Genomic DNA, 20,152 nt, shown 5'->3' with positions numbered 1-20,152 from the left:
AATGAGCCCTTTTTTCATTTAGTCAAAACGCTTACTTTTTCTCGAAAGCACGTTTCATATAATTAGGTGTGGCTAATGCACCGTGGTGAATACCTGCATTATAGTATTCAGTGCTTTGCGCAAGTTTATTGGCATCATCTTCACGAAAACCAGCGAACGCTTCTGACTTACGAGCAAGCGTTACAGACCATAAACCACTTGGATAAATTGGTTGTGGGAAAGGCAGCGTTTGTAAGTCAACAAAGCCCACTTCAGTCATTGCATCACGCATTTCAACTAAAAGTGGCATGTGCATAAGTGGCGATTCACTTTGCTGAATTAAGATGCCACCCGGGCGAAGTGCAGTTAAACAGCTGGTATAGAAAGCGTGGTTAAATAAACCTTCGCCTGGGCCAACTGGATCTGTACCATCAACAATTACTACATCGATTGATTCTGGCGCTGCTTCGCGCATGTACTTGATGCCGTCATCAAACATCACTGTAGCACGCGGATCTTGATTTGATTCACACAGCTCAGGGAAGTATTTAAGTGACATTTGTGTCACGACTTCGTCGATATCAATTTGCGTTACGTTTTCAACACTTGGGTGTTTTAATACTTCGCGTAAAGTACCGCAGTCACCACCACCAATGATCACAACATTTTTTGGATTTGGGTGTGCAAGCAATGCCGGATGGCTGATCATCTCGTGGTAAAAAAAGTTTTCACGGCTACTTACCATAGTACAACCGTCAATAATCATCAGATTACCGAAGTCAGTTGTTTCGTACATTTCTACTTTTTGAAATGGCGATTGCTGTTCATCAAGCTTCTTAGTAATGCGTAATGAAAAGGCACTACCATCACGGTCACTAATTTCAGTGAACCAGTTATTTTGATCTAAATTAGCCATCTTGCTTATACACTTTTGGTTAATGGTAAAAAAGGGGTGCAATTCTGCCAGTGCTTGGCTAATTGCTCAATCAAATTTTAATCAGTATAGCGAATATTTTTTATCACTTTGGCATACAGCGCAATTTTTGTTAGCGTGGTCAGCCCTAGCGTATTAAAATGTGCGTTTATATTTAATGAATTTACAGAAGACATTGCCATGACTTGGGGTTTAGATAAAGCACGCGAAACATACAATGTTGCTCACTGGAGTGACGGTTACTTTGACATTAACGCACAAGGTGAGCTGGTGGCTTACCCAGATGGCGATCAAACTAAAGCCGCGGTGTCTTTATCTGAACTGACTGAGCAATTTAAAAAGCAAGGTCTTACCCTACCTGTTTTAGTGCGTTTTACCGATATCTTACAAAATCGCGTTGAAACGCTGACTAGCGCATTTACCAAAGCACGAAATGCCCGTGAATACCAAGGTAGTTATACCTGTGTTTATCCAATTAAAGTTAATCAACAGCGTTCTGTGGTCAGTAAACTACTTGCTCACCCAAGTGGTTTAGTGGGCCTTGAAGCCGGCTCAAAACCTGAGCTGATGGCTATTTTAGGTGTAGCACAAGAGCCAATTACCATCGTTTGTAATGGTTATAAAGACAGTGAGTTTTTACGCTTAGCCTGTATTGGCCAAGGTATGGGTCATAAGGTTCATATTGTTGTAGAAAAACTTTCTGAGCTAACTACTCTATTGGCAGAAATTGATGATCTAGGCATCGAGCCATCAATTGGGATTCGTATTCGCTTAAACTCGGTTGGTAAGGGGAAATGGCAGAATACCGGTGGCGAAAAAGGTAAGTTTGGTTTAACAGCAGGGCAAGTGCTATCTGCGGTTGAGCTGCTTAAATCGCGCAATAAACTTCATTTAATGCAACTAGTGCATTTCCACATCGGCTCGCAAATTGCCAATATCCGCGATATTCATCGCGCACTGCGTGAATGTGCTCGTCACTTTGCAGAGTTAACACAGTTAGGCGTACCACTTAATACCGTGGATGTCGGTGGCGGTTTAGGTGTTGATTACGAAGGCTCTGGGTCACGTAGTTCGTGTTCAATGAACTACAGTGTTGAAGAATATGCGCGTAATGTAGTTAATGCGTTTGCTGAAGTGTGTCAGCAACATGACCTTAAACACCCTGCCATTATTACCGAGTCAGGCCGAGCGTTAACAGCGCACCACGCGGTATTAATTACAGATGTTATTGATGTTGAGCGTGCGCCAAACCATGCAAATCCAACGGCGCCAGAGGCAGGCAGTGTATTGGTACTAGATGAAATGTGGCAGTGTTTACAGCGTTTAACACCGCGTATGGCGTTGGAAATTTATCATGATGCAATGCATCTATTCAGTGAAGCCCATGACCAATATGTGCATGGCCTACTCACTATGCTTGAGTGGGCGAAGCTCGAGCAGTTGTATTTCACAATTTTACATCGTGTTCGTGCATCACTTAGTGAGAATGCCCGTTCACATCGAGAAGTGTTAGACGATTTAAACGAGAAACTTGCCGATAAGCTCTTCGTTAACTTCTCATTATTTCAGTCACTCCCCGATGTCTGGGGGATTGGGCAGTTATTCCCTGTCATGCCAGTTGAAAACTTGCATCAGCCATTAACACAGCGCGCCATTATTCAAGACATTACCTGTGACTCAGATGGGCAAATTCGTGATTATGTCGAAGGCACAGGCATAGAGAGCAGCTTACCTATTCCTGAGTACAAGCAAGGTCAGCAATACCATATTGCAATGTTTTTAGTGGGTGCGTATCAAGAGATTTTAGGTGATTTACATAACCTGTTCGGCGATACAGATTCAGTGCATGTTGAGCTTACAGAAGCAGGCTATCAACTGACTAATGCCATTAAAGGTGACAGTGTTAAGGACGTATTAAAGTTTGTTGATTATGATAGCGAGATTCTTGCTGAAAACTTTGCAAAACGGGTCAACTCACTGGCAATTGATGAGCAATCTAAGGCACAATATTTATCAGAACTAAATGCAGGCCTTGCTGGCTATACGTATTTTGAAGATTAAGCGTTAAAGGAATAAGTAGTAATGTCGATGATCCGTTGTGTGTTCAGTTTTTTATTTTACACCCTCAATACCCTTTTTTGGTTTGTGCCTATTTTTATTTGTGGCCTCATAAAGCTTATTCCAATCAAGCCATTGCAAAAATTAATGAGTTGGATTGCTAAGCAATGCGCCACTATGTGGGTGAGTTGCAACAGCATCAACCAAAACATATTTGCTTCATATAATCTGAACGTGACAGGTCTTGAGCAGTTAAAAGCGAAAGACTGGTACTTGGTGATCGCGAATCATCAAAGCTGGGTCGATATCGTTGTTATGCAACGTCTGTTTAATCGCCGTATTCCGTTTTTAAACTTTTTCTTGAAAAAAGAGCTGATATACGTTCCTTTCTTGGGTCTTGCATGGTGGGCGTTGGATTTCCCATTCATGACTCGTACGAGTAAAGCCCAGTTAAAGAAAAACCCTAAATTGCGTGGCAAAGACTTAGAAACCACGCGCAAAGCCTGTGAAAAGTTTAAAGAAATGCCAGTGAGTATTGTTAACTTTGTTGAAGGTACGCGTTTTACTGAGCAAAAGCATTTTCGCCAAAATAGTCCTTTTGAGCACCTATTAAAGCCGAAAGCGGGCGGGGTTGCGTTTGTTATGCAAGCAATGGGTGAACAAATTTCCAAAGTAGTGAATGTAACCATTCATTACCCTGGTGGTATTCCTAGCTTTGTGGACTTTGCTAGTGGTCGAGTAAAGCAAGTCGATGTGCGAGTAGAAGTGATGGAAGTGAGTCCAAATTTGATTGGGGATTATACGGGCGATGCAGAGTTTAGAGTTAACTTTCAAGCTGAGCTAAATCGAATTTGGGAAGAAAAAAATCAACAGTTAGCCGAATTAGAAGCTAAAACGCAGTAGTATTGCTAACGCAGTCGAGAGCACACATATGTTAAAGAAATTTTTACCAAATTGGTTAACAGGCGTTCTAGTTAGTATTGTCTTGTTTGCTAATGTGATTATTTGGGGCACGCTGGTGCTGCTGCTTGGTGTGCTTAAGTTACTACTGCCATTTAAGGTGGTTAGCGATATTCTTCATTTAGCTTATCGCGGTTGGTGTAAAGGTAACCGCTTTGCCTTGTGGTTAGGTTGCCCAGTAATTGAAATTGATATTAAAGGTAAAGTTACTACAGATGGTTGGTACTTACTTATCTCTAATCATATGAGCTGGCTAGACATTGTTGTTCTGAGTGCAATCGATGTTTTACCCGCGCCAAAGTTTTTCTTAAAAGATGAGCTGAAGTATGTGCCATTCATTGGCACTGGCGCATGGGCTATGGGTATGCCTTTTATGAAGCGGGTGAGCAAAGCGCAACTGGCAAAAAATCCTAAGCTGAAAGGGCTTGATGTTGAGCGCACCAAACGTAGCTGTCGTGATTTTCGTAATCACCCAACAACAATCATTAACTTTGTTGAAGGCACGCGCTTTACAAGTCAAAAGCACAGTAAGCAAAATAGTCCGTTTACTTACCTTTTAAAGCCCAAAGCAGGCGGTATAGCATTTGCTCTTGAGGTGTTAGGTGAGCAATTTGATGCATTATTAAATACCTCGATTATTTATCAGGGGGAGGGCGACCATATTTGCCGTAACCTTATGCGTGGCCGTTTAAACGTGATTAAAGTTGAAGTGCAAGTGCAAGCAATTAGCGCAGAGATGATTGGTGATTATCAGCATGACCGTGCATTTAGAACGGCTTTCCAACAACATATTAATGAGTTGTGGTTACAAAAAGATGCTCAGCTACTAACTTATCACCAAGCTCAGCAAGCTGAGTACCTTGCTACCATCAATAAGGAGATTGAAGCGCCATGAAGCAAACTCACCTACAAGAGTTGGTGATGCCTTGGTTTGAATCAATGCCAGACGCGGCGCTAATAAGTGCATTAACCGCTACAGCTATCGGTGTTGGCTCATTACTAATAATTTACATGTTTACCCGTCGCTTATTATTGCCGGGTATTCAAAAGGTTGTTACACGCCTGTCTCCTGAGCGTATTGGTGCGCTCACACCTATGCTCAATAAGTTAAACCGTCGTTTTGCAGGGATATTGTGCTGTGTACTTTATTTAGCGACCTTCGATTATGTTTATCCAGTTCATGATGTCGCTGCATTAGTACTTAAAACGGTGGGTCAAATTGCACTGATCATTTACGGTGGCTTCATTTTAAGTAGTGTGGTGAGCATTGCTGGTGGTATTTATAACCAGCTTGATTTTGCGCGCGATATTCCGATTCAGGGCTTGATCCAAGTTGTAAAACTTATCACCTTTATGGTTTGCGCCATTCTCATTGTGAGCATTTTGCTAGAGAAGTCGCCAACTTATATTTTGTCTGGCTTTGGTGCGATAGCGGCGGTGACCTTACTCGTATTTAAAGATACCATTTTGGGTTTTGTCGCCAGTATTCAAATTGCGGCAAATCGACTAGTAACTTACGGTGATTGGATCCAAGTGGATAGCTATGGCGCAGACGGTGAAGTTATCGACCTTGGTTTAAATACAGTAAAAGTGCGTAACTGGGATAACACGATTACAACCATTCCAACTTACATGTTAGTTGCAGGGTCATTTAAAAACTGGCGTGGTATGCAAGAGTCAGGTGGTCGTCGTATCAAGCGTTCTTTAAACATTGATATGAATAGTATTCGTTTGGTGGATGATGCTTTTCGAGAGCAAATTGATGATGCAATTCCTTTGCATGACTACATACGAGTAGCAAATTTACCTAACCCAGTAACAAATCTTGGCTTATTTAGACGTTATGCTGAAGGTTACTTAAAGCAACATGAAAAAATTAATCGTGATTTAACTTTAATGGTGCGAGAGCTGCAACCAATAAATCATGGTTTACCTATTGAGTTTTATTGCTTTAGTGAGGATAAGCGCTGGATTTCATACGAGCACTTGCAAGCAGAGATCATGGATCATCTACTTGCTGTACTGCCTATTTTTGGGCTTAGACCTTATCAAAGTGTTACGGGTCAGTTGAGCACAAGCGAAGCCCAAACTGGCTTAAAGCCTAGTATCAAGGTAGCTAATCCTCCACGTGAGAAAGCTTAAAGCTGACCAATCAATAAGCTAATCGTAATAAAGCCTAACAAAAGCCACCAAATAGGTGGCTTTGCCATTCTTAGCCATGTAAATGCTGCAATGACTAAAGCTACTTGCCATAGATTTTGCACTGCCGATTGCCAAATCGGTGAATAAAGAGCAGCGGCTAAAAACCCCACTACAGCGGCATTTAGCGCTGCGATACTGCCTGCAAAGCGTGGCTTATCTGCTAACTGTAACCAGCTTTTCATAAAGGCTAACATCAACAAAAAACCCGGTAAGAAAATCAGGATGGTCGCGACAATAGCACCTACAAGTGGAATGCTTGGTGTAACTTGTGCTCCCAAATAAGTAGCGATAGTAAACATCGGTCCAGGTATGGCTTGGGCACTGGCATAAGCCGATAAAAACTGCTCAGTTTCAAGGCTCGGTACACCAGCTTGTAAAATAGGTAACACAACGTGACCGCCACCAAAGACCATAGCGCCAGTTTGATAAAATGGGGCAAACAAAGAAAGCCATTCACCGAAAGGTAAAAAACTAATTAATAACAAGATGGCAAATAAGCCAAGTGGTAACCAAGCAATTTTCACTGATTTTTGCTCTTGGCTTTCAGGTAATTTAAGTTGTGGATAGCACCAACCTATAGCCGCTGCTGCAATAAGTACTAAAATTTGGCTCGATAATTGTGAGAAAATAATCAATACAACAGTACTTAGCACTGCTATAAGTTTATGTAAGTGGTTTTTGCAAAAGCTCATTGCCATGCTATAGGTTGCATCGGCAACAATCACTACTGCAAAGAGTTTTAGCCCAGCAATTACTGCAAAGTATATATCACCAAATTGATGAGCGCTTAGAGCCAGAAAAAACATGATTAAAAATGAGGGTAGGGTAAACCCAATAAAAGCGCACAGGCCACCCAATACCCCTCCTTTTTCAACCCCCATCGCAAAGCTAACTTGACTCGAACCTGGGCCCGGTAATGCTTGGCTAAGACTAATCAGTTGGGCATAGCGTTCAGCAGAAAGCCATTTTAAATTATCAACAAAGTGGCGTTTGAAGTAACCAAGGTGTGCTGCAGGGCCACCAAAGCTCATACAGCCTAATAAAAAGAATTGCTTAAATATGATGAATAACATTGATTTGCCATCAGTAATTTTTTTCAATTATGACAAAATTGTATGACATTTTTGTGGTTTTTATGACACAAGGCCGTCTACAATATACAGAACCAGTGAACGTAGTCATGAGTATCACTATGAAACACTACATTGCAAGTTTGTTGTTATTTTTTTTCAGTGGCTTAGTATCTGCGAACTCTTATGAGAAAGTGTTGGTGGCTGTTGATCATGCGCCCCCTTATGGCATGATTTCTGATGATGGTAAAGTGAGTGGCGCAATTGTTGATATTATGCGTGAAATGCAACCTAGCTTACCAATTAAGTTTGAGTATGTTGCTTGCCCATTTTCTCGTTGTTTAAAGATGCTTGAGCAAAATGAGCTGGATGTGATGGGCGGCCTTATTCGCACAGAAGCGCGCGAACAAAAAATGCAGTTTCTTACCCCGCCGTATATGATGCTGTCGTCTTCTTTCGTGTTTTATGCAAAAGCTGATAGCGAGCTTAAAATAAACAATTATCAAGACCTAGTAGGTAAGCGCATTGCGGTAATGCGAGGTGCTGCGCATTTTCCCCGCTTCGACGCTGATAAAACTCTCACTAAAATCGAGGCTTTAAGCGAACATAATGCTTTTGAGATGTTATTAAAAAATCGTGTTGATTTAGTGATTGCTGTTGAAGAGACTGCAGATCATGCCTCCGTTTTTTTGCAGCGACCTTCACAAGAAATTGTAAAAATGCCTTATCGCTATAAAGATGTTATTTATGGTCACATTGCCCTAAGTAAACAGTTTGCAAGCTCGAGTTTAGCCGAAAAAATTCAAGAGCGCCTCAATACCTTAGTCCTCAATGGCCGTTTAACAGAATTGATCAAAAGTTATAACTTACCTCCGGTTACTGCTGTAGCAATCGATAAGTAACCCATTCTTCATAGTTTGTTCATAGACGTTCATTCATAATTGTTAACAATTCAATTTGAATAATTGCCATGGAGAGACACATGACTTTTACAAAATCAGTTTTAACAGTGGGCGTATTAGCCGTTTTATTGACAGGTTGTGAGACAACAAATACAGGTAAAGGCGCTGCGATTGGTGCTGCTACAGGTGCCGTTCTAGGTAAAGCAACTGGCGACCACGATGATAAACGTATCTTCATTGGTGCGGCTATTGGTGCATTAGCAGGTGCAGCCGTTGGCGATTATATGGATAAGCAAGAAGAAGCATTTCGCGATGAGCTAGCAGGCTCAGGTGTTGAAGTGGTTCGTGAAGGCGACAATATTCGTCTAGTGATGCCATCAAATATTACTTTTGCAACTGACCAATCTTATATTTCGTCGGGCTTTCATAGCACCTTAGATGCGATTGCTAAGGTGATGAATAAATACGAAAAAACCTACTTAAGCGTAGAAGGTCATACCGACAGCACAGGTAAAGATAGCTACAATATGACGTTATCTCAACAACGTGCGCAAAGCGTAAAAGATTACTTAGTGAATCATCAGATTATGTCTGCGCGTATCAGCACACGAGGCTATGGTGAAACACGCCCTGTGGCAAGCAATGACTCAGCAAATGGCCGAGCTTTAAACCGCCGCGTAGAAATTCAGATCGTACCGAATACACAAGGTTAGATTTTATATCTAGATTTGTGGTCAGGTTTGATATGCCCTTTCAAACCTGACATTTCCCTTCTTAATCTCGATTAAACTGTAATTCGCACAATTGTTTATACAATGGGTTAGTCTCAAACAATTGCTGATGCGTACCCGTTGCAATAATTTCTCCTTTATCCATCACGACAATCACATCGGCGTGTTTAACCGTTGCCAAACGATGGGCAATGATCAGTGTTGTTCTGTCTTTCATTAGATGCTCAAGGGCAGCTTGTACATGAAACTCACTTTGTGCGTCGAGTGCACTGGTTGCTTCATCAAGCAATAAAATTGCAGGGTCTTTTAATATTGCGCGGGCCAGAACTATGCGTTGTTTTTGCCCACCTGAAAGCCTAACACCTTGCTCCCCTAAAAAGCTGTGGTAACCATCTGGTAGTTGACTAATAAACTCATCGGCATGGGCATATTTGGCCGCCGCATATACTTGCTCGTCGCTGGCGCTTGGGTTGCCATAACGTATGTTATGCATTACGTCTGAGCTAAATAAAATTGGGTTTTGTGCCACCATCCCCATTTGCTGGCGTAAGCAATCAAGAGAGAGTGCTTTTATGTTTATTCCTGCCAGCGAAATACTCCCTGAACTTGGGTCGTAAAAGCGCTGCAGTAACTCAAACAACGTTGTTTTACCAGCCCCCGATGGGCCAACGATAGCAAGAGTTTGACCTTGTTTTACTTGTAAATTCAGCGTATTTAAAGCGGCTTTATCTGGCCTTGAAGGGTAATGAAAAGATACCTCATTAAACTCGATAGCAGGGTGATTAAGTTTGTTTGCTTCAAGTTGTGCATCATGATTTGTATCCGGACTTTTGATCATGCTTTCAACGGCAAGTAGCTCTAATAGCCGTGCTGCTGCACCTGCGGCTCTTTGCAGCTCACCATACACTTCGGCAACGGTTGCTACAGACATCGCCACCATAATCGCATAGAACACGAAAGCACCTAGCTCACCACCTGTCATAGTGCCAGCTAATACGTCACTGCCACCAACCCAAAGCATCACGCTAATAGCACTAAAGGTCAGAAATATCACCGCTGCAATCAAAAACGAGCGCTGTTTGATTCGGCTCTTCGCTACTTGAAACGCCTTGTTGGTCTCTTCGCTAAATGCTGCTTTTTCACGTTCTTCATGGCTATAACTTTGCACTACTTTAATATTTTGAATGATCTCACCAGCATAGGTGCTGATATCGGCAATGGCATCTTGGCTTGAGCTTGCTAGTTTTCTTACTTTTCGGCCAAAAATCATCATCGGCACTAATACTACTGGTACGCAGGCAACAACGACAAGGGTCAGCTTTAAGTTAGTAATTAGTAACATAGCCAAGCCACCAATCAGCATTAAACTACTACGTAGTGCCATTGAAAAAGAGGAACCAATGATAGATTGCAATAAGGTGGTGTCGGTGGTCAGGCGCGACATCAGCTCGCCACTACGGTTTTCTTCAAAGTAGCTCGGGTGTAATGTAACGATGCGATCAAACACGGCTTTACGGATATCGTTACTGACTCGCTCACCAATCCACGACATTAAATAAAAGCGACAAAAAGTACCTACAGCTAATAAGCTTATTAAACCAATCAACACCATTACTGCTTGTTGAAGCTGAGCTTGTGAGCCTGCAATAAAGCCATGGTCGATAACAAATTTAACGCCTTGTCCGAGTGATAAGTTAACAGCGGCCGTAAGCAGCAAGGCGCCAAGGGCCGTAAACACCATCCATTTATAGGGTTTTATAAAAGCTAAAATCGGTAACAGGCTGCTAAATGCGGCCTTTTCTTTATTGGTAGACATGCTAGATTCTTGTTGATGAATAGGGTATAGATATGGTTATCAATGCTCTAAAAATCAACAGTTATTAAGGGATTAGTATGGAATCTACAACGATCAGTGGTCAATTCACCGTAAAGTTAAACCCAATTGGCGGCTATGCCACAGGGCAAGATGGCGTAAATTTGGGACGCATGTCGATTGATAAACAGTTTTCAGGTCCATTAGAAGCAACAAGCCAAGGCGAAATGCTCAGTGCCATGACTGCAACTCAGGGCAGTGCAGGTTATGTAGCGATAGAGCAAGTTGTTGGTAGCTTAGAAGGTAAGCAAGGCAGTTTTGTGCTACAACATTTTGGCACCATGGATAAAGGGGCTGACCGATTGATTTTAGAAGTGGTACCAGACTCAGGCGTAGGTGAACTTGAAGGTATTTCTGGTAAAATGGCAATTCGAATTGAATCGGGTATTCATCATTATGACTTTGAATACCAACTGACGGACTAACATGCAAAAAGTTGTAGAGTTTAAAAAGAAACGCTTTTTTGGCGGCATCGATATTGATGCATTAAATCAACGAGTGTTCGAATTAGGACAAGCAGGTTGGCAAGTGAAAACCATCACTACAGCAACAGGGGTTTATGGTCAGATAACATCCGTTTTATTACTAATTGAGAATAACGAATAATGACACTAACTGAGTGGTTGAGTTTAGTTTTAATTTGCGTGATGGGGGCAATGTCGCCGGGGCCGAGTTTAGCTGTGGTTTTAAAACACAGCTTACATGGCGGTATGAAGAACGGCATGTTAGCGGCGTTGAGCCACGGTATTGGGGTTGGCTTTTATGCATGTGCCTCGTTACTAGGTTTAGGTGCGCTGATGACTCAGTTACCAACGCTTTATCAAGTGCTGGTCTATGGTGGTGCAGCCTATCTCGCATATTTGGGTATTCGTATTTTGTTAGCTAAACCTAGCTCGCAAACATTGAATGTTGAGCAGACTAAGCCGAGTCCTCGTAGCGCATTGCAAGATGGCTTTGCTATTGCCTTTTTAAACCCAAAACTTGCGGTGTTCTTTTTAGCACTGTTTTCGCAATTTATTGATCCTGAAAAGCTGACTTTGCAAGTTGGTTTAATCATGTGTTTAACGGTATTTGTGCTTGATACGGGCTGGTATCTAGTTGTTGCACTGTTAACCGACATATCAAAAAAGCGTTTTGGTTTCACCAAGACAAATCCATGGCTCGAAAAATTGTTAGGGGTTATCTTTATTGCCTTAGCTGTTCGCGTTGTAGTCAGTTTATAGGGAGCCTATGATGACAGAAACCAGTTTATTGAGTGCCAGCTTTGATCCAAAAGTAAAACAGTATTGGTTATTACTGGGTATTTTTACCTGTGTGATTAGTATGGTAGGGATCCCTTTCATTCCCATTGTTGCGTTAATAATCTGGCTGGTGGCAGGGCGTATTTTAGCGGCGATGTCAGCCACGTTGTTAACACGTAAGTTAGTGGTAAAACGCGGTGTCTTCTTTAAAGAAGAAAAATCGATCCCACTTGAAAAAATAACCGATGTAGCACTAAGCCAAGGTCCTTTAATGCGTCAATTTGGTCTTTATCGACTGAGTTTTGAAACGGCAGGTCAATCAGGGCAAGGTGCATTAGTATCATTGCTCGGAGTGGTTGATGCAGAGACGTTTCGCGAGGCAATCTTAAAACAAAAAGATGAGATGACTCAAAGCAGCAGTACTAAAGCTGAGCATCAACCTGAAGATAGTCAGTTAGAGCTGCTGCGTTCACTTACTTATAGCGTAAAAAACATTGAGCAAATGTTAGTTACGCTATTAGATGAAAAGCGTTAAACCATTTGTAAAGTAGGGTTACCAGCTTGTACGCTGAGCGCTTTTTGACGCTCGCTAAGCAGTGTGTAATCGGCTGTTTTAACGCTACTTACATAATGCCACTGGGCAAGCGTTTGTTGTTGAGTAAAGGTGACGGTTAAGTAGCCGCGTTCAACTAAGTTATTGTAAGCTAAGTCGTTAACCAATAATGCAATGACTTGCTCAATTTGTGCGACAGCTTCGCTCGATTGCGTATTTAACGCTAAGTAGTTCTCAAGACCTGGTGATGAAACCGAAGATGTTGCAAATTCAACACCAGCTGCGGCTTTAGCAGAAACAGGATTGCTTGCATCAGTGACTAAGTGTCCTGCCCAACTGTTATGCGTATCACCTGCCAAAACGACTAAATTCTTTCGTGCTGCAATTGCAGTTCCTAGTATTTGCTCGCGCTCATAAGCATAGCCATCCCATGCATCAAGATTATAAGGTGCTGTTGTTTCTACGCGTGCTCGCTGTTCACTAGTAACCGTTGGATCGCCAGCTAATATACGTCCTTTAATTTGCGCAAGCTCACTAAATAATGTGTTTGCTTGAGCAAGTAATGCCGAGGGATCAGCACCGTTTGCTTGAGTCACTTGGATATTCATTAGTAACTGTAAAATCTCGAGTGGCAAATGCATTTTGGTCATCAGCACCTGTTGCCCAAGTACTTGCCATTGTGTTGTTGCTGTCGTTAAACCATCAGTCAGCCATGTAAGTTGCTCGTTACCTAATAGAGCACGAGTAGGTGAGCTAATTGCTGCAACAAAGTCAGTTTGTCCTTGGCTGCTGGTTAAGTCGAAATCTGCATAATTAACTTGCTCGTCGCGAGCTAAAACACGGGTATCGAGCATGTGCAATGACACTAAATTACCAAACTCGAAGCGTCGATAAATACGCTCTTTATCGGCAACATTACGGATAGGCATCCATTCAAAGTAGGCTTGTAGCGCATGCATTTTGCGCTCGCTAAATTCACCTTCGCCGTCGTTGTGATTTTCAGCGCCACTATGCCATGTATCATTAGTTATTTCATGGTCGTCCCAAACAGTAATAAATGCACAATGACTATGGGCAGCTTGCAGGTTTTCGTCTTTACGATAATGGGCGTAACGTTTGCGATAATCCGCTAAAGAAATGATTTCATCGTTATTGTCATCAGGTAATAAACGGCCAAGTTCGGCGGCATCTTCAGTGGCATAACCTGTATTACCGTATTCATAGATGTAGTCACCTAAGTGCAGTACTGCATCTAAATCGGTTTGTTTTGCGATTTCACCATACACATGGAAGTAGCCTGCAGGATAGTTAGCGCAAGAGACAACGGCAAATTTTACTTGTTCTATGTTGTCGGTTGGAAGTGTTTTACCTGCTCCAGTGGGTGAGGTTTTACCATTACTTATGAAGCGGTAGTAATAGGTGGTGTTGGCATCGAGACCTTGCAGATCAACTTTTAAGGTGAAGTCAGTTGCATCGCTTACCTGTGTTTCGCCATCATGGCTAATGGTTGTAAAGTTAGCATCTGTTGAGGCTTGCCAAACTACGTTAACACTCGTGACGTTTTCAAGAGGTGTTATGCGAGTCCAAATAATTAGACTGTCAGCGAGCGGGTCGCCACTGGCAACACCGTGATCAAAGCTGACAGGGATTTGCTTTGTAGTTTCGTCATCATCGTCATTAAGACTACAGCCCGTTAAACCAAAAGATAAAACGGCGGCTCCAAAACCAGCCGCCGATGCTTTTAAAAAGCGTCTGCGCGTAAAAGTCATTGCTCTGTACCTATAAGTAGAAAAGCACGAGCTTATCCGACCAGTGTTACTGTTCTATGAAGTTAAAAAACCTGACAAATTTGTTCAGCATTACAGGTGATTACAGTGACATTTTCGTAGCCAACACGAGTCAGTGCTTCGGCACTCAGTGTGGCGCGGGCACTACTTGCACAGTGTAAGTAAATGGGCCTTGCAGGATCTTTTTCAATTTCCATTAATTTCATTTCAAGTACACCACGTGGGATATTAATTGCACCTGTCGCTGCTTTAGTTGCGTGCTCAGCAGGCTCACGTACGTCAATTAATAAACCATGGTTTTCGCTTAGCTCTTGTTTTGCTTGGTCAGCGCTAATGCGGCGCTGGTTTGGGGCAACAATTTTCATTAAGTCAGGAATTGGTGTCAGCATACTAATCCTCCATGCCAAGTTTTCGTAAAAGGGTGATGTATTTAATATATTAGATAACGCTATATTAGTAAATTCTAATATTAGACTTTTCTAATATATCAATCTATACTTTAGCGGCATTTTAAGAATATAGAGTAGTGTGAATATGAACATCGATTTTGCGGCTATGGCCGACAATGTGGAGCAAGCAGAGCAAATGCTAAAGATATTGGCGAATAAAAATCGCTTGATGATCTTATGTTCGCTGCAAGATGGTGAAATGAGCGTGAGCGAATTAAACGAAGCTGTGCCGTTGGCGCAGTCTGCATTATCGCAACACTTAGCGGCGCTGAGAAAAGCTCAGATAGTTGCTACTCGACGCGAAAGCCAAACTATCTATTATCGCGTGGTTGATGAAAATGTAGTATCGATCCTAGCAACTCTATATGGCTTATTTTGCAAAGGTAATTAAGCAGTGAGTGCTATCGATAATGCTGTTAAAAACAGCTTGAGCGGCCGCCTTCCTGTTATTATTTTTATTATGTCGGTGTTGCTTGGCTTAATGGCATTAAAGCAAACCCCGCGTGAAGAGGAACCGCAAATTGTGGTTCCTATGCTTGATATATATGTAGCAGCACCAAACGTTGAAGCGCCAGAAGTAGCTAGGCTGGTAACTGAACCATTGGAGAAGTTATTGGCGCAGTTAACGGGTGTTGAGCATATTTACTCAACTACACAAAGTAATGCTGCTGTTGTCACTCTTCGCTTTGAAGTCGGTCACGACCGTGAGCAAGCTATTCTCGATACTTACGCTAAACTCTATAGCTATCAACACACTATGGCGTCAGTGATCAGCTCATGGCAAATCCGTCCGGTTGAAGTGAACGATGTGCCCATTGTGATACTGGGCTTGTTTAGTAAAGATCCAAAACTTTACGATGACTATCAACTAACCCGCTTTGCTAACGAAATCGCTAATAGTTTACAGCGCATCGAAAACACCAGCGAAGTGAAAGTGATTGCTGGTAGAACCCGTCAATTAACAATTAACCTTGATGCAAGCGCTCTTGCTGCCCATCAAACAACCCTAACTGATGTATATTATGCGCTTAGCGTATCTAACCAATTAGTGAATGTGGGCAGTGTTGTTGAGGGTAAGCAGCAAATTGCCTTACAAGTGGGTGATGTTTTACGCTCTCAATCTGCGATTGAACGTCTTGTTGTCAACGTGGTAAACGGTAAGAGTGTTTACCTAAGTGATGTCGCCGAGGTGAGTGATGGGCCAAGCGAAGCACAAAGTTATCAATGGTTGGCTCATTCAGATAATCAGCAACAACTTCCTTTAGTCACCATTAGTGTCGCTAAGCAAGCAGGTACCAATGCGGTAGCTGTAGCCAACGAAGTGCACAGCATGATGGACAGTTTATCGGCTAATCTATTGCCAGATGAAGTGGGCTACACCGTACTGCGTGATTATGGCCAAACCGCGAACGAGAAAGTAAATAACCTTACCTCAAGCTTAGTGTTTGCGGTATTTACCGTGGTTATTTTTGTTGGCGTATTTTTAGGTTGGCGACCAGCGATTGTGGTTGGTTTGGCAGTGCCTATTTGCTACGGCATCACCCTGACACTTGATTTTGCCTTTGGCTATACAATTAACCGAGTCACACTGTTTGCACTAATCCTTTCTTTAGGTTTGTTGGTTGATGATCCAATTACTGGGATAGACAACATAAGTCGTTTTTTAACCCACAAAGGCGATAAAAAACAACGCATAGTTGATGCCATGAGCGAAATTCGTGTGGCGCTGTTTATGTCTACATTAACCATTATGGTGGCGTTTATCCCACTTGCGTTTATTACTGGCATGATGGGGCCGTACATGGCACCGATGGCATTCAATGTGCCAATTAGTGTAATGGTTTCGACCATAGTGGCATTTTTTGTCACGCCATGGTTAGCCATGAAATTACTTAAAGCGCCAGTCGATGACAGCATGCAACTAGAAGCTAATCCCCATAGCTTATACGAGCGCATATTGTCACCATTACTTGAGTCTAAAGGCCGCGCCAAACTCGTTCTATGGACCACATTAGCTTTGTTTGTCGCTAGTGCCATGCTCCCCGTAATGCGTGCAGTACCTCTAAAGCTATTACCGTTTGATAATAAAAACGAGTTGCAAGTTTTAATTGATATGCCAGAAGGCACAAGCCTTGAGCAAACCGCCGCTTTCACTCGACAAGTACAAACCATCACTTGGCAATTAAATGAAGTAAGCGAGGCGGCAGCCTACGTTGGTCAGCCATCAAGCATGGACTTTAATGGCATGGTGCGTGGCTATTATCGACGTGAAGCTGCTAATTTAGCTGAGCTCAGAGTATTACTGCTCGATAAAACTGCGCGTGATCATCAATCTCATGGCGTGGTAATGCGCTTGCGAGCGGCATTAGCGCCACTGGCAACCGATGGCATTGTGATTAAAGTGGTTGAAGTGCCACCAGGTCCGCCGGTTTTAAGTACCTTAGTGGCCGAAGTTTACAGTGAGCCATTTGTTGATACAGACACGCACTATCAAGCAGCCCTTGCCGTTGCAGCAAGGTTAAAACAAGAGCCGCATGTGGTTGAAGTTGATACCAGTATTGCTGCCAATGCGCCGTTACAGCGTTTTGTAACCGATAAAAGTAAAGCGTCATTGTCGGCGGTGTCTACACAAGATATTGCCCAGACCTTAGCCATTGCTTCGCATGGGCAAAATGTTGGGGTGTTATATGTTAGCGGCGAAACAGACCCTGTCGATATAAAGTTACAACTGCCATATCAAGATCGTAACCAATTTGCTCAATTGCTGGCATTACAAGTTCGTGGTGATAGGGAGCTTGCAAAAACTAGTGACGAATTTGGGCTGCAAAGTGCACCGCGTCCGCTGGTGGCGCTCTCTGAGTTAGGTGAATTTCAGCATCAAGATGTTGCCAAGCCAATTATGCGTAAAGATCAGCATAATGTTGTGTATGTAATGGCTGAGTTAAATGGGCGTACACCCGCTGAAATTATTGCTGACGTCAATGCTGACTTAGGCATTAGCGCTGACGAATTTAGCCAAACTGATTGGCAAAGTAGGCACTTTTTCAATAATGGCGGTAGCCAAGCTTGGCAATTACCTGCTGGCACTGACGTGACTTTTAGTGGTGAAGGTGAATGGCGAATTACTATTGATGTATTCAGAGATATGGGGATTGCCTTTGCGTTTGCGCTCACTGCCATTTTCATTATCTTACGCATTCAAACAAACTCTGCCAGTTTGTCACTGATCATCATGTCGGCTATTCCATTAACCGTAATAGGGATCATGCCGGGCTTTTGGCTATTAAATCAATTTGGAGAGCGCAGCATTGCTGGTGCTCCAGAGCCGGTGCTATTCACCGCAACAGCCATGATAGGCATGATTGCACTTGCCGGTATTGTGGTTCGTAACTCACTTATTTTAGTTGAGTTTATTAATCAAGCTCGCGGCCAAGGTATGGCAATTAAACAGGCTTTGATTGCCGCAGGTACGGTGCGTATGCGCCCTGTGTTACTGACTGCGGGAACCACCTTATTAGGTAACTTGGTGATCACCCTAGATCCGGTATTTAGCGGTCTAGCGATTGCAATTATTTTTGGTATTGTGGCATCAACATTGTTCTCATTATTTGTTGTGCCACTGGTTTATTATTTAGTGTTTGCAAAGGATGCAGGTAAAGAGGAACAAGCTCATGCAGGGTAAATCAAAACTTACTGGCTCGATCATCGCGTTATCTGTGATCATTGTGGCGGTACTTTACATGGCGGGCAGTTTCTCTGATAAGCAAGCTGCAGGCATGAAAAACCCATCAGCAAATGATTACACTGGTCAGTTAGTGACAGTGACACTGGCAGATATTGCGCGTGATGAAGTTGTACCGGGCACCGTGATTGCAAAACAAAATACGCAAATCTCTTCTCGTGTAATGGCACAAGTTGAGCGTTTAAATGTACGCGCTGGCGATACTGTAAAACAAGGTGACGTGCTAATTACCTTGCAGCAAGATGACTTTAAAGCAGGGCTGGCTCAAAGCGAAGCACAAATAAATGCGATTAATGCCTCGCTGACTCAAGCAGAGAAACAACTAAAGCGTATTAACGATTTATACAAGCAAGGTTTGGTATCTGTTAGCGAATACGACGATGCAAAAGCAAGGTTCGATAATTTAACGGCGAACTTAGCGATTGCTAAACAGCAGCAAACACAAGCGCAAGTTGCACTGAGTTTTACGCAAATTAAAGCGCCGATTTCAGGTGTTGTGGTTGAGCGTTTTGCAGAGCCTGGCGATACCGCAACTCCTGGCACGCCATTACTCGCACTGTATAACCCACAACAATTGCAATTAGCATTTGATGTCAGAGAACAACAAGCAATTAAGTTGAATGTTGGTCAAACTCTAACGGTTAAACTACCTGCTTTATCTACGTCAATGCCTGCCACAGTGACAGAAATTGTGCCGGTTGCTGATAGTGCTGCGCGTAGTATGGAGATCCGTTTAGAAACAGATGCGCAAACTGGATTAATGCCAGGGCTTTTTGCGCAATTACAATTACCGCTCGCCACTGAAAAAGGGGTGTTGATTGACTCAAGCTGGGTGTACCAATATGGCCAATTGAGTATGGTCTATTTACTTGAAAATAATCAGATAGTGCGTCGCTATGTGCGCCTTGGCGAAATGCTCGATGGCAAGCAGCACATCGTTTCAGGTTTAAACCCGGGTGATGTGCTGGCTGTTGAATTTAAAGCTAAATAAAGGTCGCTATTTCGTCTAGCGACTTTTTCACTAAGGCATGCTCAGGGATGGTTGCATCTGTGCCTGGGTAGCCTGCAATTAGCAGCATGTAAGGGCGCTCATTATCTTTATCGCGGCCACAAATTTCGGTTAAAAAGCTCATTGGCTTTGGTGTATGCGTAAGGGTTGCAAGGCCAGCTCTGTGTAGTGCTTGAATTAAAAAGCCGGTTGCTAGGCCAACAGATTCATGAACATAGTAATTGGTATTTTTGTCATCGGCAGAAATACCGCCTTTCTTTTGACTAAACACGGCAATGAGCCAAGGTGCATGCTCAAGATAGGGCTTACTGGCATCGGTGCCAAGTGGTTTTAAGGCATCTAACCATTCTTCACCCGCGCGACCTTCATAAAATGAGCGCTCTAATTTTTCAGCTGCTTCTCGAATTTGTTTTTTCACATCGCTGCTGTGTATTGCTACAAAGTGCCAAGGTTGATGATTGGCGCCGCTCGGTGCAGTGCCAGCCGCTTTAATACAAGTTTCGATTATTTCTCTTGGCACTGGGCGGTCGCTAAAGCTACGAATACTGTGGCGACGCTGACTCACGGCTAAAAACTCTTCGGCGCGTTTTAGCATCTCGTCATGGGGGTACTCAATAAAGTCATTAAGTGGCTGATTCTTGTGTTCTTGCATGGCTTTTCGC

General features: G+C 42.8%; 19 protein-coding genes. 13 read left to right on the top strand and 6 right to left on the bottom strand.

Going from position 1 to position 20,152, the window contains the following annotated elements:
- Positions 1–31: 31 nt before the first annotated feature.
- Positions 32–895, bottom strand: a complete 864-nt coding sequence (gene speE, locus L1272_RS09375; protein ID WP_054554422.1) for a polyamine aminopropyltransferase — start codon at positions 893–895, stop codon at positions 32–34.
- A gap of 198 nt (positions 896–1,093) precedes the next feature.
- Here speE and speA point away from each other — a divergent pair, with 198 nt between their 5' ends.
- The 4 genes from speA to L1272_RS09355 are packed head-to-tail and all read left to right on the top strand — an operon-like array spanning position 1,094 to position 6,073.
- Complete coding sequence (speA, locus tag L1272_RS09370; RefSeq protein ID WP_054554514.1) at positions 1,094–2,974, top strand: biosynthetic arginine decarboxylase; 1,881 nt, start codon at positions 1,094–1,096, stop codon at positions 2,972–2,974.
- 21 nt (positions 2,975–2,995) lie between these two features.
- Complete coding sequence (locus tag L1272_RS09365) at positions 2,996–3,874, top strand: acyltransferase (RefSeq protein ID WP_235373250.1); 879 nt, start codon at positions 2,996–2,998, stop codon at positions 3,872–3,874.
- Between the two features lie 28 nt (positions 3,875–3,902).
- Positions 3,903–4,826: an acetyltransferase gene (locus tag L1272_RS09360; RefSeq protein WP_138618418.1), complete on the top strand. Its 924-nt coding sequence runs from the start codon at positions 3,903–3,905 to the stop codon at positions 4,824–4,826.
- Positions 4,823–6,073 carry a mechanosensitive ion channel family protein gene (locus tag L1272_RS09355; protein ID WP_054554419.1) on the top strand — a complete coding sequence of 417 codons (1,251 nt, stop codon included), beginning with the start codon at positions 4,823–4,825 and terminating at the stop codon, positions 6,071–6,073. Before L1272_RS09360 ends, L1272_RS09355 begins: the two co-directional genes overlap by 4 nt.
- On the opposite strand, the gene chrA is transcribed toward L1272_RS09355, so the two are convergent.
- Positions 6,070–7,206 (bottom strand): chromate efflux transporter, encoded by a 1,137-nt coding sequence (gene chrA, locus L1272_RS09350; protein WP_138618416.1) that lies wholly within the window; start codon positions 7,204–7,206, stop codon positions 6,070–6,072. The two genes, L1272_RS09355 and chrA, sit on opposite strands and share 4 nt — an antisense overlap.
- A 119-nt stretch (positions 7,207–7,325) precedes the next feature.
- Here chrA and L1272_RS09345 point away from each other — a divergent pair, with 119 nt between their 5' ends.
- Complete coding sequence (locus L1272_RS09345) at positions 7,326–8,105, top strand: substrate-binding periplasmic protein (RefSeq protein ID WP_235373249.1); 780 nt, start codon at positions 7,326–7,328, stop codon at positions 8,103–8,105.
- Positions 8,106–8,185: 80 nt separating this feature from the next.
- The gene (locus L1272_RS09340; RefSeq protein WP_054562840.1) at positions 8,186–8,818 is read left to right on the top strand and encodes an OmpA family protein; all 633 of its coding nucleotides are present in this window, start codon (positions 8,186–8,188) and stop codon (positions 8,816–8,818) included.
- A gap of 61 nt (positions 8,819–8,879) precedes the next feature.
- On the opposite strand, the gene L1272_RS09335 is transcribed toward L1272_RS09340, so the two are convergent.
- Positions 8,880–10,652, bottom strand: coding sequence for an ABC transporter transmembrane domain-containing protein (locus L1272_RS09335; RefSeq protein WP_235373248.1), 1,773 nt, complete (start codon positions 10,650–10,652; stop codon positions 8,880–8,882).
- A gap of 77 nt (positions 10,653–10,729) precedes the next feature.
- Between L1272_RS09335 and L1272_RS09330 the strand changes: the two genes are divergently transcribed.
- Genes L1272_RS09330 through L1272_RS09315 form a run of 4 tightly spaced genes read left to right on the top strand, consistent with a single transcriptional unit; the run spans position 10,730 to position 12,485 of the window.
- On the top strand, positions 10,730–11,134 hold the full coding sequence (locus L1272_RS09330; RefSeq protein ID WP_235373247.1) for a DUF3224 domain-containing protein: 405 nt from the start codon (positions 10,730–10,732) through the stop codon (positions 11,132–11,134).
- 1 nt (position 11,135) lies between these two features.
- Positions 11,136–11,315: a DUF4177 domain-containing protein gene (locus L1272_RS09325; RefSeq protein WP_054554414.1), complete on the top strand. Its 180-nt coding sequence runs from the start codon at positions 11,136–11,138 to the stop codon at positions 11,313–11,315.
- The gene (locus L1272_RS09320) at positions 11,315–11,932 is read left to right on the top strand and encodes a LysE family translocator (protein ID WP_199528402.1); all 618 of its coding nucleotides are present in this window, start codon (positions 11,315–11,317) and stop codon (positions 11,930–11,932) included. The genes L1272_RS09325 and L1272_RS09320 overlap by 1 nt, the downstream gene beginning before the upstream one ends.
- Positions 11,933–11,942: 10 nt before the next feature.
- On the top strand, positions 11,943–12,485 hold the full coding sequence (locus tag L1272_RS09315) for a PH domain-containing protein (RefSeq protein ID WP_054554410.1): 543 nt from the start codon (positions 11,943–11,945) through the stop codon (positions 12,483–12,485).
- On the opposite strand, the gene L1272_RS09310 is transcribed toward L1272_RS09315, so the two are convergent.
- Positions 12,482–14,272: an alkaline phosphatase D family protein gene (locus L1272_RS09310; protein WP_235373246.1), complete on the bottom strand. Its 1,791-nt coding sequence runs from the start codon at positions 14,270–14,272 to the stop codon at positions 12,482–12,484. The genes L1272_RS09315 and L1272_RS09310 overlap by 4 nt on opposite strands.
- 62 nt (positions 14,273–14,334) lie before the next feature.
- On the bottom strand, positions 14,335–14,679 hold the full coding sequence (locus L1272_RS09305; RefSeq protein ID WP_063702368.1) for a rhodanese-like domain-containing protein: 345 nt from the start codon (positions 14,677–14,679) through the stop codon (positions 14,335–14,337).
- Positions 14,680–14,824: 145 nt separating this feature from the next.
- On the opposite strand from L1272_RS09305, the gene L1272_RS09300 reads away from it, so the two are divergent.
- The 3 genes from L1272_RS09300 to L1272_RS09290 are packed head-to-tail and all read left to right on the top strand — an operon-like array spanning position 14,825 to position 19,472.
- Positions 14,825–15,130 (top strand): ArsR/SmtB family transcription factor, encoded by a 306-nt coding sequence (locus L1272_RS09300; protein WP_054554407.1) that lies wholly within the window; start codon positions 14,825–14,827, stop codon positions 15,128–15,130.
- Between the two features lie 3 nt (positions 15,131–15,133).
- Complete coding sequence (locus tag L1272_RS09295) at positions 15,134–18,421, top strand: efflux RND transporter permease subunit (RefSeq protein ID WP_235373245.1); 3,288 nt, start codon at positions 15,134–15,136, stop codon at positions 18,419–18,421.
- Positions 18,411–19,472, top strand: a complete 1,062-nt coding sequence (locus L1272_RS09290) for an efflux RND transporter periplasmic adaptor subunit (RefSeq protein ID WP_235373244.1) — start codon at positions 18,411–18,413, stop codon at positions 19,470–19,472. The genes L1272_RS09295 and L1272_RS09290 overlap by 11 nt, the downstream gene beginning before the upstream one ends.
- Here L1272_RS09290 and L1272_RS09285 read toward each other — a convergent pair.
- Positions 19,465–20,142 (bottom strand): nitroreductase family protein, encoded by a 678-nt coding sequence (locus L1272_RS09285; RefSeq protein ID WP_187490164.1) that lies wholly within the window; start codon positions 20,140–20,142, stop codon positions 19,465–19,467. The two genes, L1272_RS09290 and L1272_RS09285, sit on opposite strands and share 8 nt — an antisense overlap.
- Positions 20,143–20,152: the final 10 nt, after the last annotated feature.

Source organism: Pseudoalteromonas sp. PAST1, assembly GCF_021532515.1.
In the GTDB taxonomy this organism is placed as follows: domain Bacteria; phylum Pseudomonadota; class Gammaproteobacteria; order Enterobacterales; family Alteromonadaceae; genus Pseudoalteromonas; species Pseudoalteromonas simplex.
This window is presented reverse-complemented; position numbering and strand designations above follow the sequence as displayed.

Bases quoted from the DNA above. Each gene is read 5' to 3' on its own strand.
- speE (WP_054554422.1), bottom strand. From the start codon at position 895: ATGGCTAATTTAGATCAAAATAACTGGTTCACTGAAATTAGTGACCGT.
- speA (WP_054554514.1), top strand. From the start codon at position 1,094: ATGACTTGGGGTTTAGATAAAGCACGCGAAACATACAATGTTGCTCAC.
- L1272_RS09365 (WP_235373250.1), top strand. From the start codon at position 2,996: ATGTCGATGATCCGTTGTGTGTTCAGTTTTTTATTTTACACCCTCAAT.
- L1272_RS09360 (WP_138618418.1), top strand. From the start codon at position 3,903: ATGTTAAAGAAATTTTTACCAAATTGGTTAACAGGCGTTCTAGTTAGT.
- L1272_RS09355 (WP_054554419.1), top strand. From the start codon at position 4,823: ATGAAGCAAACTCACCTACAAGAGTTGGTGATGCCTTGGTTTGAATCA.
- chrA (WP_138618416.1), bottom strand. From the start codon at position 7,206: ATGTTATTCATCATATTTAAGCAATTCTTTTTATTAGGCTGTATGAGC.
- L1272_RS09345 (WP_235373249.1), top strand. From the start codon at position 7,326: ATGAAACACTACATTGCAAGTTTGTTGTTATTTTTTTTCAGTGGCTTA.
- L1272_RS09340 (WP_054562840.1), top strand. From the start codon at position 8,186: ATGACTTTTACAAAATCAGTTTTAACAGTGGGCGTATTAGCCGTTTTA.
- L1272_RS09335 (WP_235373248.1), bottom strand. From the start codon at position 10,652: ATGTCTACCAATAAAGAAAAGGCCGCATTTAGCAGCCTGTTACCGATT.
- L1272_RS09330 (WP_235373247.1), top strand. From the start codon at position 10,730: ATGGAATCTACAACGATCAGTGGTCAATTCACCGTAAAGTTAAACCCA.
- L1272_RS09325 (WP_054554414.1), top strand. From the start codon at position 11,136: ATGCAAAAAGTTGTAGAGTTTAAAAAGAAACGCTTTTTTGGCGGCATC.
- L1272_RS09320 (WP_199528402.1), top strand. From the start codon at position 11,315: ATGACACTAACTGAGTGGTTGAGTTTAGTTTTAATTTGCGTGATGGGG.
- L1272_RS09315 (WP_054554410.1), top strand. From the start codon at position 11,943: ATGACAGAAACCAGTTTATTGAGTGCCAGCTTTGATCCAAAAGTAAAA.
- L1272_RS09310 (WP_235373246.1), bottom strand. From the start codon at position 14,272: ATGACTTTTACGCGCAGACGCTTTTTAAAAGCATCGGCGGCTGGTTTT.
- L1272_RS09305 (WP_063702368.1), bottom strand. From the start codon at position 14,679: ATGCTGACACCAATTCCTGACTTAATGAAAATTGTTGCCCCAAACCAG.
- L1272_RS09300 (WP_054554407.1), top strand. From the start codon at position 14,825: ATGAACATCGATTTTGCGGCTATGGCCGACAATGTGGAGCAAGCAGAG.
- L1272_RS09290 (WP_235373244.1), top strand. From the start codon at position 18,411: ATGCAGGGTAAATCAAAACTTACTGGCTCGATCATCGCGTTATCTGTG.
- L1272_RS09285 (WP_187490164.1), bottom strand. From the start codon at position 20,142: ATGCAAGAACACAAGAATCAGCCACTTAATGACTTTATTGAGTACCCC.